Source organism: Serratia sp. (in: enterobacteria), assembly GCF_046715635.1.
Taxonomy (GTDB): domain Bacteria; phylum Pseudomonadota; class Gammaproteobacteria; order Enterobacterales; family Enterobacteriaceae; genus Chania.
The window spans coordinates 1-13458 of record NZ_JBKJYW010000285.1; the positions used below are offsets into that span (position 1 = coordinate 1).

The following is a 13458-nucleotide window of genomic DNA, read 5'->3' on the forward strand; positions in this document are numbered from 1 at the left end:
GGTCAGTGGCTATGTTGCTGTGGGTTTGGCTGCTTGTTAGAGCTTACGAAAGTACTGAATAGTGGCAACAGAGTGCGGGATTTGTTCGTGCCAATCTTGTAAAGCAGGCTGGTTAGTCACGATTGCTACAGGGTTTTCCATGATTCTCAAAACAAGTAGGCAGCAACAAGTCTGTTACTACTGTGGTAAGCATGGATACTGTGATGATTAGAGATATGTAAGATATTCTTACTTTAGGCAAAAAAAATGTGGGCATATAAAATGGATGCGATTAATAACACATTGATTTGTAAAGTTACTTTCTTTATACGGATTGATTGCCTTATAAAGACAAATGATTTTAAGTCATTGATATGTTATACCAATCTTGATGGAACCTAGAAGAGAGGTTGTTCCCAAATGTGGAACTTATTGACTTAAACAAAAGAGAACACTAAGATGTTCCCATATCAGGAACAAGTTTATGCATCTAGTAGGAAGAGACAAACTAGAGGATGTAAAGCTAGCTGACCCCGCTTATAGATGTTGGGTTAACGCTTGGGTATCAGAACTTATCCGTGCTCACTGGAGATCAAAAGAGGACATCTATGAACATTTTCCAAAGGCAGTTGAAGTGACTGACAACGTCTTTCTGTTCAAGGTTGAAAACAGCAGTTTTTCCATTGAAACTCTATTCTGTTTCAATCAGTTAGCTGTAATCATAACCTCTGTAAAAGAAAATTGAAGATGGACATAAAAGTTATACGTACCGAAAAACAACATGAAGAATATTTAAACCGTATTCATAACCTTATGTTGTCCATACCAATAGTGGGTTCAGCCGAAAGTGATGAATTAGAGCTACTTATCACCTTGGTTGAAGCCTATGAGAATAGCAAATTTCCGGTGGAACCTCCAGATCCTATCGATGCAATAACATTTCGTATGCATGAGAAAGGGTTAAAGCAGATTGACTTAGTTCCATATTTGGGAACAAGGAGTCGGGTTTCGGAAATATTAGCTCGAAAAAGGCCATTAACTGTACCTATGATCAAGGCACTCTCAATTGGATTAGGAATATCTACAGATACCTTAATTGGTGTTTCTGCTCCAACTGAAAGAACAGCTAAAACAGAAGTCGACTGGTCTCGTTTCCCAATTAAGGAAATGATTACTCGCGGTTGGATAAAAAAGGATAATTCTGAGGAAAAGCAGTCAGCTGAAGAAATCATTAAGAACTTCATTTCTCAAGTAGGGTGGCAATTTGGAACAGCAGCGTTCAAGCGTACGCTATCTGGTGAAGCCTATTCTCCAACAACAAAATATGCACTATATGCATGGTTGAGTAGAGTTGTACAACGAGCGAGAGAAAAAAAGCCTAGGCTTGGTAGCTTCGATAACTCTGTTTTAAATGCAAGCTTTCTGCGGGATATAGCCCAACTTAGCTGGTTCGAAAAGGGGCCGCTTCTGGCAATTGAGTTCTTGGAAAAACATGGAATAGCTGTCGTCATAGAACCTAGCCTTAAAGGAACTCTTATTGATGGAGCAGCTCTAAAAGATGTTGATGGAATGCCAATCATTGCTCTGTCTTTACGATATGATCGACTCGATAACTTTTGGTTCACACTAATACATGAAGTAGCTCATATTTGGAAACATGTAAACGAAGATGAAACCTTTTTAGATGATCTTGATGCAACAACAGAAGACAAAAGAGAGTCGGAAGCAAATAGATTATCGAAAGAAGCATTCATTCCTAGAATGCTGTGGAAGAGAAGTGATGCGTTTATATCTCCATCAAAAGAGAATATCGATAAGCTATCTCGAGAGTTAAAAATTAACCCGGCAATTATAGCAGGGCGTTTAAGACGTGAATCAGGAAACTATAGGATTTTTTCTGACCTCATTGGTCAAGGTGAGGTTAGTAAGATACTAAACAAAGACAATTAGTTTATTTTGAGGTGAGCCATGTATCCTACATATGTACCAATATTAAAAGCAAAAAAAGGCGAGTTTGAAGCATTGGCGAACCTCGCTGATAGCTATGCCCAAAGAATTTACCCATTTTTTGACATTGGGAAAATCACAGAGGCTACTAAGAAATTAGTAAAATTTAAAAACTCATCTCAAATTGTGAAGGATTATCTGGATGATACGACAGAAAAAATAGTCAGCTCATGTAAATCAGATAATATGTTTTTTGATATTTTTGAATGGAAAACAGATAGTTATGTTGAAACTGGGGAGCATGCACTAAGTTATCTATATCGTATACTATGTAAGAGTGGAATGAATATTATTCCTGTTATCGGATTTGACCGCTGGGATAGTGAGGATTATCAAAATGCTGTTAAAGCAATAGATATGCCAGAAGACGGTCTTTATTGTATAAGGATAGACTCTGGTTCTATCGATGATGCTCATGACATAGAGTATTTTACAGACATATTAAATGATGTATTTGATACATTAAAAATCTCACCTAAACAGTGTGTTGCTCTTATTGATTTCGCTGATGTGACCAAAAAATCCGTGGTATCTATAAACACTGATATGGAGCATATGCTAGGAATTCTAGATAATTATAACTTTGCTTATATTATAATGTCTGGGGGTTCTTTTCCCGCGATTATTAATGATGCAGTGAAGGACGTTGATACAACAGATTTTGTACCTCGAAGAGAAATTCTTTCCTGGAAAGGTATTAGTTTACAAAAACGGGAAACACCTATTATTTTTTCTGACTACGGAGTTAGAAATCCGAATGCGGCTGGTGATATAATCGCTACTCATGCAAATGGGAAAATTCGTTATACAATAGAAGATAAGTATTTTGTAGCTAGGGGGCATTCGAAGCAGAAAGGTAATAAGGGAAAACAACAGAATGTTCTAGCGAGAGTAATTGTAGGCTCCAACCATTACTGCCAAGCCCAATTTAGTTGGGGAGACAAGAGAATCGAAGATTGCAGCCAAGATAAATTCTCAGGAAACTCAACTCAGTGGATCGGTATAGATACAAATCATCATATAACACTTGTTGTAAATGAAATACTTGAGTATCAGAAAAAAATCGTTTCCTCCACCTTCCGTACTTTGTAGCATCCACCTCATAAAAACGCCTCTCAAGAAATTGATGGGCGTTCAATTTCAAATCATTTGAGTAAAAAGTTAATGCTAATAGCATTATAAACTCAAATTTCTAGTTTAGAAAATATAAATAGTTTTTACATGAATTTAAACAACAAGTTACATCACTAAGTGATAGTTAATCCTATTATTATTCCCTGTTTAAAATCTCATTGTAACGGTGAGAAATGAAAGGGTATACCCATACATTACCAAATTAATCATATGCCTAGTACTAGGTTTTTTTCCTCTATCATCATTACAAAATTCTTACTACTTGAATTCGTTGAGATAAATTCAAATCAACCACAAAAACAAGTAAATTCGATCCTATCGATCTAAAATATTGATCAATGGAATCGAAGTTGTTATGATGATTGCAGTAAGTTATACATACAGATCAGGTAGATAGAAAAAATCATGTCCGAAAAATTCACTATAGACTGTCCTCATTGCATCATCGTCAGCACCATTAGAGATAAGGTATCTAAGAACGCGATAGATGTAGTTCAACGCTGTAACAACAGCATAATCAGAGTTAATTGAAAAGGAGAAGTAGCCAATGGTTGGATTAATAGTAATTATTGTATGCACAACCTTATCTATTCTTTGCTATAAAAAAATGGCAAATAGATCCCGTGTAAAAGGACGGGGGAAATTAAGCACTGTGATAATTGCTTTATCATCAAGTAGTTTAGTCTTTATAGTTTCTATGATGATTGGGATAAGCAACTTTTTCCCTGAAGCTAAAAGTAATAAATCTTTAAACACCAAAGATAAAATTTCAAAGTATGATTGTACGCTTACATACTTAGGTGTAAGACCAGGAGCAAAAGAATCTTGGCAAACACCAGCAGTTTTAACTGTTACCAACAATGGCTTCAGTGTTTCCTTTATCGATCCAGAAAAAGGTGAAGACGGTTTAGTAAGATCACAACCTTTAGGAGAAACTATTTGTGATAATGAAAGCATTTGCACACGAAAAGGCGAATCAAAAGATACACAAGAATCTAAAGTCTCTAAAACAAAAATAAGAAGTATTTTAAAGATTAGCGATAGCCCTACTGCAATGAATATATTAACAAGTTTAGATGCAATAATGATTACACATGCAGTAAATGAGTGTCATAAAAAATAGTAACAGTAGATAGACAAAAGGAAATACAAATAATGACTAATACAATGAAAGTCTTTATTCTAATATTTGGTGCTGCAATCACAATGCCAAGCTACGCAAGTAATGAGTATTATTGTAGAACTGCAATCAAAACTGATAGAACAATTAAATCAGTACCCAAAGATAGAGCATGGCTTGGTATAATGAAAGTTACCGATTATGGTAACAGCTTTACTGTACATTTTGACGGTCATTACAATATGCACAATTTTGATAGTGGCAAGATTAGCCCAGTAGGACAGAAAGGCCATATGAATATAAAAACTGAAAGTGATAGTAGTATCACTGAGTACTTTAAATATGATAGTACCTATAGGCTATTCAATTATGTTAATAATAAAAAACGCTTTGACCTGAATTTGTACGCCTGTGAGAGCAAAGATGGAACTTTAATTAAAAAACTTTGACAAACATGAAGATGAAAGAAAAATATCGATTATAGACAAAATAGGAATTGATAATATAGGACAAACCATGAAACAACGGATGATAGCTAAAAAAATAATTATGACTGCATTGTTACTATCATTAGGTACTACTGCCTATTCAAAAGATTTAAGGAAAGATATTGATGATAAATTAGCTAAATGCAAAGCATCAGTAGTTTCAACGATGGAAACTACTGATTGCTATGTCACGGCCACTAATTCTTGGGAGGCGGAGTTGAATAAGCAATACAAATTACTTCTTCAAGATCAGCCAAATGAAATTCAAACCAACTTACGAAATACACAACGAGCATGGATAAAATATAAAGAATCGTATATTAGTGCAATGAGAGACTTTTATAGCCAAGAACGTGGCTCAATCTGGGGCATAGTTATGTCAGAATCTAAAATGAATGTGACTCGCGACAAAGCTATTGACTTGTACAGATTAAGAAACAGTACAAATATGTCCGGCGAAGAAGATTAATAATATGTACGTCAGCACCAGGGAAATGTAGTTATAAAAATAATAATGCAGAGATCAATTCAGTCTCTGCACTTTCCATAGATATCAAACGGATAAAAATAATTAAATTCAGCGTGTTACCATATTGATAGCTAACACTTTTTATAGTGTCACTTCTTATTTATTTCATACTCTTTATCACCAAACTTTATTATGGTTTCCAAACCTAAATTCATTAATTCAATACCTAAGTTAAAAGGCACTGGGTTGCCTCTTGGCACGAATGAAGCATAAACATCAATGCCGCCATAAAACTGCATATGGATCATGTAGATACCGTGAACGTCAGGCTCGACAAATTGGTAATAAAACACATCAGGATTTTGTCCTATTTCTTTGACACCATTAAGATCTCTTGCTGCTATTGCTTTAATGAATTGAACAAAATTATTATTACTTTTGTCACTACTATGCAAATAGCCTAATAGAATTTTAACTTCCCCCTGAAACCGTTGTTGAAAGTGGTAATAATGGAGTCCATATGCAATGTGTGTAAAGCATTTACGCAACCGGTCATGATCTGGAGTACCCCAAATAACTTCAAGAAACTGATTGTTATTCTCTAAAATATAATGTTTCCGTTTTACAAAGGCTACATCAAGTAAACGGTTGGCTGAACGCCTTATAGCACGATTAACTTTTGTGAATTTGTGAGAGTAGCCAATCGAGTTATTTCCGAAAATTCCAGCGAGGCTAATCATAAGAAACTCATCGTCTTTACTTTTAGCAGTATTATGAATGTCGCAACTAGGTATAGTGATTAGATCTCTTCTATAGTCTATGCCACTGCTGTCTTTTGCTTCAGGGAATAAACATTTAGGAGGAACATGCTCACTTGATGTAGCCAATTGATCACACATATAGCACGTTTGCATATAGTTAAACTCCGTATTTTCACTATCACCGATTGTTAAGTGATCTGTTCGAATCATGATAGTAAAATGTTATAAAAATCAACAAGTTACAATAGAGTATTTTAATTCCAATACCGTTTTACAGTACTAATTGATACTGAAAGCTGTTTTGCCACGTTTGATTGTGACATCCCTTCAGCTTTAAGCCGTTGCACTTCATCATGAGAGGTCGCCTTTGGCCTACCGCCTACACGGCCCTCCGAACGTGATTTTGCCAAACCTTCTCGAGTTCTTTCAATTAAGCGATTTTTTTCAAAATCCGCTACCGCAGCTAAAACCTTAAGCTGGAACTCCCCAGCCGCAGAAGTAAGATCAACCCCATCCAGGTCAAGTGAACGTACTGAAATCTTCTTGTCTTGGAGCATCTTGATCGTGCTCACTATATCAATCATATCCCTACCAAGACGATCCAACTTCAGCACAACCAATTGATCACCAGTCTCGAGCTTGTTGTTTACCAGATTTGAAAACTCAGGACGCTCCATAGCAGGAACTCCACCGCTGATTGTCTCAGTAACAACACGGTGAGGTTCGATAACGATCCCTTTCTGTTGTATAGCCAAGATCTGGTTATCGGTAGATTGTTCAGAAGTAGAAACACGACAATATGAAAATATCCGGCACATGTTACGCCCTAAGGTGTCAAAAAGGTAGGGTCATTATAGCGTTGGTATCAAAACTGTAAACCCCTATGTTTTGATACCATGTTTAGAGAGTTGTATCTGTGGTGTCACAAACGTTCGTTTTTGGTATCGTATTTTATTGTCAAATAATATAATATTACTTGCAAAGTGCAGTACTTGGAGAGCTAGAATGATTTTTTTTACCATTGACGGTGATGATGTGGGTAGAAAAATAACTCATGCATATTTAAATAATGACATGGATATGTTAGCTAACATAAGCGGCTTACTTGAAAAAACCACAAAAAAAATCACAGAGATACTCGTCGCTAACAATATCGTTATAATTTTTTCCGCTGCTGATGGTGTAGCTGGCTATACATCTCAAGATACTATTGATTTACACCATTTATTTTTTGAAATCTCCAAAGAGATACCAAAAGACATTACTTACTCAGCTGGTGCAGGAAATAGTTTGAAAGATGCTTATATAGCTTTACTAAAGTCTAAATGTACAGGAAAAAACAGGTTAACGATTGCATAAGGGATGCATATGCTAAAGGTTATAAATTTACAGGTATTGCTTAAACTTCACTTACTTATATCAATAAGTGCTGCATTGCTAATTTATTTTTTTTCTAACAATGTATCATTGTTTAAAATTATCACGTCAGCTAATTTAATATCAACAATTTTTTTATTTTGCATTGAATTCAATTCAGTAGCTCGTATATTATGGAGAGTGCTAAAAATTTTCAATAAAGATCTATTCCCTGATTTAAATGGATGCTGGAGTGGGAAGGTTCTATTTAATAAAGCTGACGGTTCTATTGGCGAGATAGATATAACCGCAAAAATAAGACAGTCACTAAAAAAGACAGAAATAGATATGTATGGTGAAAACATGATCTCTGGAGCTCTAGATGTGAGTTTGGTTAAATTCCTAGGATTGAACAAAGTGTATTATAGCTATATATCAGAACCTCCAAATAAGGCATGGACTCGTTTTATTGGCACAAGTATTCTCAATGTTATTAATATAGATAATAAATTGACGCTTAGAGGGAATTATTATACGGAAAGAGGAACTACTGGAACATTAATTTTAGAAAAAAATTGATTTAATAATCATGTAAAGAGAGTAATTTTTATGATTTCAGATAAAATAAAAAAAATAATAGAGGAATGTTATAGAATTGAAGAGGATGCCCTATACTCATCCAAGTCTCACTATAATGCATCTTCTTGCTGGGAACGAAGAAATTTATATATCGGTATACCGACGACAATCTTAGCTGCGTTAGCTGGAGTTTCAGCCTTGCAAGATTACGTTTGGGTTACCGTCGCGATTAGTATATTAGTGGCTGTACTTTCAGCTTTAAATACCTTTCTAAATCCAAGTGAAAAAAACAACCAACACAGAGTTTCAGCGTCTGCATATAACGCATTGAAAAATAACGTTCGTTTATTTAGAGAAATTGATTTATTAAAGGAAAACTTTCCTACTGAAGAAATGGCAGAGCAGCTAAAAGTTTACTCTGACGTAAGAAACCAGTTAAACGCCTCCTCACCAAACATACCTGCTTGGGCATATAAAAAGACCCAAGAAGATATTAATAATAACTATGCTTCATATAGAATTGATAGGGAATTCCAATGAGTGTAAATTCGCATCTTAATATTATAGCCTGTGGGGCAGTATTGCGTGATATAGAAAAACAATCTATCCTAAGGTCCATCAATACATTAAGAACACGTCTTGGTTATTACTTCCCTAAATATTTGCAGAAACATTTCATTTTTGGTTCATATACGAGGAGTACAATTCTTCCAAGAAAATATGACGCACGTTCTGATATAGACTATATGATTATTTTTAGAGATCCTAAATATAGCCCGCAAACATATCTTAACTGGCTTAAATATTTTGTAGAATACTATTATCAACGTTCTGAGATTACACAGTCCTACCCTACAATAATGCTTAATTTAAATCATATTCGGTTTGAGCTTGTTCCTGCACTAAACAGTATCTTCACTGGATATCAAATCCCGTCACCTTCAAATTTGTTAGAAAAATGGATACCTACTTCACCAAACGAATTTAATAAAAAACTTACGGATAAAAATACAAATAATTACTTTTTGATAAAGCCGTTAATTAGAATAATTAAATATTGGAATGCAATAAATGGTTATGTATTCCCATCTTTTGAATTGGAGCAAACTGTAGTGAACATGAATTTCTGGGGATGCAACTCCATAAGTTCTTATTTTTACTCTGCGGTCGACCAATTATACATACCTCCACTTATGCCACAGTGGAAGAAAACTGCAATAGATAAATTGAAAAGAATTAAAAACCAAGCTCAATATTATGAACGTAATAGAATGCCAATGGCAGCGGAGATAGAAATATGCAAAGCAATACCTCGCATGGGCTAAAAACATTTATCAATGCTTTGACACATCTTAGTAATGGCTCGTGAAGTCATTATATGTACCACATATCGTAGTACTTAAAGGGTGACTAAGCAAGTGACTTCGCCACAAAGGTATTGGAATAATTCGAATCTTACCCATTACGACTTAATTGTTTTTGATATAAAAAACACTCTGTTTATTTCTACTTTAATAAGATATTATACATGCTAAAGGAGTCATGAATCTATACTGTTGTACTCCATTGAAATATATGAGGGACTGAGCGAGAAGATGTATAATTTGAACAATGAATAGATTGAAATATTTCGCTTGCTAACATAGAATAATTCCTAGGATCACTCGTGTCTGGAGGACACTTTCATGGATTTCTTCGCAATAATAAAATTAATTTTTGATGTATTTAAAACTATACCTCAGAAACAACGAGAGCAAATCATTCAAACATTTATTGACTTATTTCATTCCACATTTTTAAAAAAGAAGAGAAGTAAAGAAGATATTAATAAAGATGATGTGGATATAAAGACTTACTCCAAAAATATCACTACTGTACAGTGGAATTCAACTATTGGAGCTGTTACGGATTTGTTACCAACTACATTTAGCAAAGCAAAAAAAGAGAAATTTACTACTTCTCTAATTGAATTGGTTCAGTCTGATGAATTTCTCGATGAGTTGAATAAACGTATTGATACTATTGATTTAGTTGAAGATGATTTGTATCAAGAACAATGTTCTCTTGAAATGCGTAAGTTAATAGCAGAAATGCTTAGAAAATAAAACATTACCTAGTCATATAATTTATCTGCAGATTTCAGTCATTACATTATCTACTTTACACTCAAGGTAGACTTAGTGAAGGGGCTAAAGGAAAACGTTAAACGAATTTGTTGTCGTCATAATGAGTAGATCTACCCTACTTACACTATCTGCGATATCATAGGTACATCATCTTTTAAATTGGTACTGAAATGACAAAGATAGACTGGATTATGCAACTACGCCGCTGCACGAGTATTGAAACGCTTGAAAAAGTGATTGATAAGAACAAATATGAGTTAAGTAATGACCAGCTTGAAACTTTTTACGCAGCCGCTGATCACAGACTTGCAGAACTGACTATGGGTAAACTGTACGATAAGATCCCTGCAACTGTATGGCAGTATGTGAGATAGCCGAATGAAAAAGAACAAAAAAATTACTGAGAGGATTAATTATAATAGAATTATCAATGGTTATTGCCTCATTTGCAAACAATATGGAAAATTAACTAAAGATCATGTCCCACCGAAAGGTTCGGTAACAATAACAAAAAGAGAGCAACGGACTATAAGTGAATCACACCCTGACATTTTTGATAATATCAAAGGGTTACCGACATTTAGAGCCAGTACTTTTAAAACCATATGCCGTGACTGTAATAGTACGCTCCTCAGTCAATTTGATAAAGAGATATGTGCGGTAACAAAATCGATAACATCAAAAGTAAAAGACTATTTCACTTTAGCCAATAAAATATATCCTTATATTGAAGTCCCTTTTGATTCAAAAAAGTTTACAAGAGGTATGACCGGTCACATATTATCAGCATCTTCAATAAAAGCATGCCTTAGCCCAATTCCAGACAGTCCTTTCTTTTCACCATTACGCGACTATGTTTCAGGGAAAACTGCAACATTCGAAGATACTCATGATATATACTACTGGTTCTACCCTCACACTACTCATATCAGTGCTCAAGGTTTAGCATTCTTTAATGAAGGCCATATATGTGAGTGTTCACTACTTCATTTTTTCCCCATCGCATTCCTCATTACCTTGAAGGGGCAAGGAACATTTCCCGCCCACGCACAAAGACTCAAACTTAATGATGAGAAAATTCGTTTTCACATGAGTGTATATAATATTTCTTTCAGTTCATTTCCTTTTGTTGAATTAAAAGGAAATCAAATGCTTGCATTCAACGATGAGTTTACCTGCATTAGTTATCCAATAAAAAATGATTAAATGGAATGCTTGTCAGGAACAAACCACATGGCTTAACGACACGTAAAATTTATTAAATCCACATGGTTTCTTAATTCATTTTCAATAGAAATTAACTCAATGAATTACAAAGATCATTGAAGTATCTTTGCGAAAAAGGAATCTCGAATTTTAATCATGACGTTTTAATTACACATTGTATATTAAGTACTTCAACTTTAAAATGTATAGGTAATCACTTTAACTTTTCATTTAAAATATTTCAGGACTGGTTTATTAAATTTTAGCAACCTAAAGGCCAGTTACCTTAGAAGCAATTTATTCATGAAGTAATAATCTACATTTTAAAAGCGTAGGTACTCAATTTTTTATTACCTTTGCTCGGCTTACGAGTTTTTTTACTAACTCATACCCATTCGGAATATCTTGCTGTAGTGGCTTTGGGATTACATTACATGGCATCTCAAAGTTAATAATCGCTGTATAATTAATTCCTTTAGCTATTAAGCAGTTCATGTTATCCTCTGATATAGCTATTGGTATTTCAGTCATTCCTTTTAATTTCATCCAACATATTCTATGCCTACCATCAACAACCTTTATTTCTTCATTTCCATTTATTTTAATTAGTGGAATATAGAATATATTCAAAGCCTCACCTTTAACAATCCACTCTGACCTGGGTTCATCACTTAGTTCAGATATCAACCTATCAACATCATCACTTTTCTGCAAACTGTTATACAGTAAGTCAGTATCTATTAGAACAGTATAATAAGACGATTCGATTTTGTTAGCTAAATAATACTTCATATTTTTCACCTCATTTTATAAACTTTATTTTTAACAATTGAAGATTTTTACATTTACCCTTCAATTTACATTTTTATTTATCTATCAATCATCTTCGAAAAAAATTTAATATAATTCTGGATAACTTTCACTTTTACATTTTATTGGTTAGCCTTTATGTCAATACTTTCAACAAGTACTATCTCAGTGGATTCAGTCAATACTGAGCCAGTACTTTCAACAAGTACTCCCCAGTGGATTCAGTCAATACTGAGCCAGTACTTTCAACAAGTACTCCCCAGCAGATTCAATACTTGAAATAATTTTAAATGACTTGAAATGCGATCTTTGTTTTAGTACATGCTCTGACCGCAGGGCAAGTATGTACTAAAACAAAATTGCCGGTGATTTGCCTCAGCAAATCGACGTTTAAAATATTATGTAAGCTTTGAAAACAACTCATCATGTCGAGTTGCCAACGCAACCCGCCATATTAAGTTATTTCGCAAAAAACATACGGAAAACACAAAATTTAGCTCGCTAAAGCGAACTAAATCTCGCTTTTTTCCTTTGTTTTATTACTTTCATTTTAAAATAACTAAGAAAACCCTCTATTATATAGAAGGTTATATTAGCTTTTATGAATACCTGTGCGATTAGAAGCAGAGATGCAACCATGTACGTAGTTAATTATTTTCTAATTGGTTCGATTGAAATTTTATTTTTAAATTGGTTAAAGTCTACGTCTTTGTACTCTTTGTTTTTACGTTGGTTCCCTTCCCATTTGTGGTACTTTATCATACTGTCAGCTTTGTTATTGTTCTTGGCTTTCCAATTACTAAATCTATTTTTAAGTTCTTTTGGAGCGTTTATTTTTGAAGGTCGACCGCCAATTGATTTAGTACTTTTTAAACCTAGCTCAATCTTTACCACTGTTCCTGAAGGTATAGAACATGCTTGCTCTGAATCATATACATATACTGTAACACGTTCCTTGCTTTTATAATCACGAACTACAGAACGATATACAAATTGGTATAGTGTTTCGGTTTCATATTCTTGCACCATATCCTCAAGTGTAAAGTCAAATAAATCAGATAAATATGCTTCACTATTAGGATGAGCATTCATTGCTGCTATAAAGACACATACTTTCTTATCTTTTAAATTATTCATACCGCGTTGATTGGGGGTGATCTTAGTACCACTTAATTTGAATAAACTGCGATCATTTGAAGTCCAAAAGAAATCTATATCTTTTAACTCGTTTTCCAGAAATTCCATTACAACTTTAACGTTGCTATCCAATTCATCCACAAGCATTTTTTTAGATAAACCGTAAGCGTCCGGCGAACTCACATTGTTAACGATGCACCGTTATCACATTCTAACCTCGGTCAATATGACAACGCTGAGGTAAAATATGACAATACGGTATTCTCGTAGTGAACGGCAGCAGCAT

17 protein-coding genes are annotated in these 13458 nt (G+C 34.3%); 13 read left to right on the top strand and 4 right to left on the bottom strand.

Going from position 1 to position 13458, the window contains the following annotated elements:
* Nucleotides 1–463 precede the first annotated feature (463 nt).
* From ACLQ7H_RS13995 to ACLQ7H_RS14020, 6 genes are all read left to right on the top strand, one after another.
* Complete coding sequence (locus ACLQ7H_RS13995) at nucleotides 464–724, top strand: hypothetical protein (RefSeq protein WP_411753192.1); 261 nt, start codon at nucleotides 464–466, stop codon at nucleotides 722–724.
* 2 nt (nucleotides 725–726) lie between these two features.
* A complete protein-coding gene (locus tag ACLQ7H_RS14000; RefSeq protein ID WP_411753193.1) occupies nucleotides 727–1929 on the top strand; it encodes an ImmA/IrrE family metallo-endopeptidase in 1203 nt (400 codons plus the stop codon).
* An 18-nt stretch (nucleotides 1930–1947) separates the two neighbouring features.
* On the top strand, nucleotides 1948–3078 hold the full coding sequence (locus ACLQ7H_RS14005; RefSeq protein ID WP_411753194.1) for a beta family protein: 1131 nt from the start codon (nucleotides 1948–1950) through the stop codon (nucleotides 3076–3078).
* A gap of 589 nt (nucleotides 3079–3667) precedes the next feature.
* On the top strand, nucleotides 3668–4243 hold the full coding sequence (locus ACLQ7H_RS14010; protein ID WP_411753195.1) for a hypothetical protein: 576 nt from the start codon (nucleotides 3668–3670) through the stop codon (nucleotides 4241–4243).
* A 32-nt stretch (nucleotides 4244–4275) separates the two neighbouring features.
* Nucleotides 4276–4689, top strand: coding sequence for a hypothetical protein (locus ACLQ7H_RS14015; protein ID WP_411753196.1), 414 nt, complete (start codon nucleotides 4276–4278; stop codon nucleotides 4687–4689).
* Between the two features lie 67 nt (nucleotides 4690–4756).
* Nucleotides 4757–5197: a lysozyme inhibitor LprI family protein gene (locus tag ACLQ7H_RS14020; protein WP_411753197.1), complete on the top strand. Its 441-nt coding sequence runs from the start codon at nucleotides 4757–4759 to the stop codon at nucleotides 5195–5197.
* 149 nt (nucleotides 5198–5346) lie between these two features.
* Here ACLQ7H_RS14020 and ACLQ7H_RS14025 read toward each other — a convergent pair whose 3' ends face one another.
* Both ACLQ7H_RS14025 and ACLQ7H_RS14030 read right to left on the bottom strand, forming a co-directional pair.
* On the bottom strand, nucleotides 5347–6111 hold the full coding sequence (locus ACLQ7H_RS14025) for a hypothetical protein (RefSeq protein ID WP_411753198.1): 765 nt from the start codon (nucleotides 6109–6111) through the stop codon (nucleotides 5347–5349).
* Between the two features lie 101 nt (nucleotides 6112–6212).
* Nucleotides 6213–6776 (bottom strand): recombinase family protein, encoded by a 564-nt coding sequence (locus ACLQ7H_RS14030; RefSeq protein ID WP_411753199.1) that lies wholly within the window; start codon nucleotides 6774–6776, stop codon nucleotides 6213–6215.
* Nucleotides 6777–6963: 187 nt separating this feature from the next.
* Between ACLQ7H_RS14030 and ACLQ7H_RS14035 the strand changes: the two genes are divergently transcribed.
* The 7 genes from ACLQ7H_RS14035 to ACLQ7H_RS14065 all read left to right on the top strand — a co-directional run bounded on the left by ACLQ7H_RS14035 (nucleotide 6964) and on the right by ACLQ7H_RS14065 (nucleotide 11225).
* Nucleotides 6964–7317 carry a mCpol domain-containing protein gene (locus ACLQ7H_RS14035; RefSeq protein ID WP_411753200.1) on the top strand — a complete coding sequence of 118 codons (354 nt, stop codon included), beginning with the start codon at nucleotides 6964–6966 and terminating at the stop codon, nucleotides 7315–7317.
* 9 nt (nucleotides 7318–7326) lie between these two features.
* Nucleotides 7327–7893 carry a hypothetical protein gene (locus ACLQ7H_RS14040; RefSeq protein WP_411753201.1) on the top strand — a complete coding sequence of 189 codons (567 nt, stop codon included), beginning with the start codon at nucleotides 7327–7329 and terminating at the stop codon, nucleotides 7891–7893.
* A gap of 30 nt (nucleotides 7894–7923) precedes the next feature.
* Nucleotides 7924–8433: an SLATT domain-containing protein gene (locus tag ACLQ7H_RS14045; RefSeq protein WP_411753202.1), complete on the top strand. Its 510-nt coding sequence runs from the start codon at nucleotides 7924–7926 to the stop codon at nucleotides 8431–8433.
* Entirely contained in the window at nucleotides 8430–9218 is a 789-nt protein-coding gene (locus ACLQ7H_RS14050; RefSeq protein WP_411753203.1) for an SMODS domain-containing nucleotidyltransferase, read from the top strand. The genes ACLQ7H_RS14045 and ACLQ7H_RS14050 overlap by 4 nt, the downstream gene beginning before the upstream one ends.
* 360 nt (nucleotides 9219–9578) lie before the next feature.
* The gene (locus ACLQ7H_RS14055; RefSeq protein WP_411753204.1) at nucleotides 9579–9998 is read left to right on the top strand and encodes a hypothetical protein; all 420 of its coding nucleotides are present in this window, start codon (nucleotides 9579–9581) and stop codon (nucleotides 9996–9998) included.
* A 191-nt stretch (nucleotides 9999–10189) separates the two neighbouring features.
* Nucleotides 10190–10393, top strand: coding sequence for an HHA domain-containing protein (locus ACLQ7H_RS14060; RefSeq protein WP_411753205.1), 204 nt, complete (start codon nucleotides 10190–10192; stop codon nucleotides 10391–10393).
* Nucleotides 10394–10397: 4 nt separating this feature from the next.
* Entirely contained in the window at nucleotides 10398–11225 is an 828-nt protein-coding gene (locus ACLQ7H_RS14065) for a chaperonin (protein WP_411753206.1), read from the top strand.
* A gap of 339 nt (nucleotides 11226–11564) precedes the next feature.
* Here ACLQ7H_RS14065 and ACLQ7H_RS14070 read toward each other — a convergent pair whose 3' ends face one another.
* Together ACLQ7H_RS14070 and ACLQ7H_RS14075 are read right to left on the bottom strand one after the other, a co-directional pair.
* The gene (locus ACLQ7H_RS14070) at nucleotides 11565–12017 is read right to left on the bottom strand and encodes a hypothetical protein (RefSeq protein ID WP_411753207.1); all 453 of its coding nucleotides are present in this window, start codon (nucleotides 12015–12017) and stop codon (nucleotides 11565–11567) included.
* Between the two features lie 669 nt (nucleotides 12018–12686).
* Nucleotides 12687–13313 carry a hypothetical protein gene (locus tag ACLQ7H_RS14075; protein WP_411753208.1) on the bottom strand — a complete coding sequence of 209 codons (627 nt, stop codon included), beginning with the start codon at nucleotides 13311–13313 and terminating at the stop codon, nucleotides 12687–12689.
* Nucleotides 13314–13458 lie beyond the last annotated feature (145 nt).

Excerpts from the sequence above, each read along its gene's own strand:
- ACLQ7H_RS14040 (WP_411753201.1), top strand. The coding sequence starts at position 7,327 with ATGCTAAAGGTTATAAATTTACAGGTATTGCTTAAACTTCACTTACTT.
- ACLQ7H_RS14015 (WP_411753196.1), top strand. The coding sequence starts at position 4,276 with ATGACTAATACAATGAAAGTCTTTATTCTAATATTTGGTGCTGCAATC.
- ACLQ7H_RS14010 (WP_411753195.1), top strand. The coding sequence starts at position 3,668 with ATGGTTGGATTAATAGTAATTATTGTATGCACAACCTTATCTATTCTT.
- ACLQ7H_RS14020 (WP_411753197.1), top strand. The coding sequence starts at position 4,757 with ATGAAACAACGGATGATAGCTAAAAAAATAATTATGACTGCATTGTTA.
- ACLQ7H_RS13995 (WP_411753192.1), top strand. The coding sequence starts at position 464 with ATGCATCTAGTAGGAAGAGACAAACTAGAGGATGTAAAGCTAGCTGAC.
- ACLQ7H_RS14035 (WP_411753200.1), top strand. The coding sequence starts at position 6,964 with ATGATTTTTTTTACCATTGACGGTGATGATGTGGGTAGAAAAATAACT.
- ACLQ7H_RS14055 (WP_411753204.1), top strand. The coding sequence starts at position 9,579 with ATGGATTTCTTCGCAATAATAAAATTAATTTTTGATGTATTTAAAACT.
- ACLQ7H_RS14045 (WP_411753202.1), top strand. The coding sequence starts at position 7,924 with ATGATTTCAGATAAAATAAAAAAAATAATAGAGGAATGTTATAGAATT.
- ACLQ7H_RS14050 (WP_411753203.1), top strand. The coding sequence starts at position 8,430 with ATGAGTGTAAATTCGCATCTTAATATTATAGCCTGTGGGGCAGTATTG.
- ACLQ7H_RS14005 (WP_411753194.1), top strand. The coding sequence starts at position 1,948 with ATGTATCCTACATATGTACCAATATTAAAAGCAAAAAAAGGCGAGTTT.
- ACLQ7H_RS14065 (WP_411753206.1), top strand. The coding sequence starts at position 10,398 with ATGAAAAAGAACAAAAAAATTACTGAGAGGATTAATTATAATAGAATT.
- ACLQ7H_RS14000 (WP_411753193.1), top strand. The coding sequence starts at position 727 with ATGGACATAAAAGTTATACGTACCGAAAAACAACATGAAGAATATTTA.
- ACLQ7H_RS14030 (WP_411753199.1), bottom strand. The coding sequence starts at position 6,776 with ATGTGCCGGATATTTTCATATTGTCGTGTTTCTACTTCTGAACAATCT.
- ACLQ7H_RS14060 (WP_411753205.1), top strand. The coding sequence starts at position 10,190 with ATGACAAAGATAGACTGGATTATGCAACTACGCCGCTGCACGAGTATT.
- ACLQ7H_RS14070 (WP_411753207.1), bottom strand. The coding sequence starts at position 12,017 with ATGAAGTATTATTTAGCTAACAAAATCGAATCGTCTTATTATACTGTT.
- ACLQ7H_RS14025 (WP_411753198.1), bottom strand. The coding sequence starts at position 6,111 with ATGCAAACGTGCTATATGTGTGATCAATTGGCTACATCAAGTGAGCAT.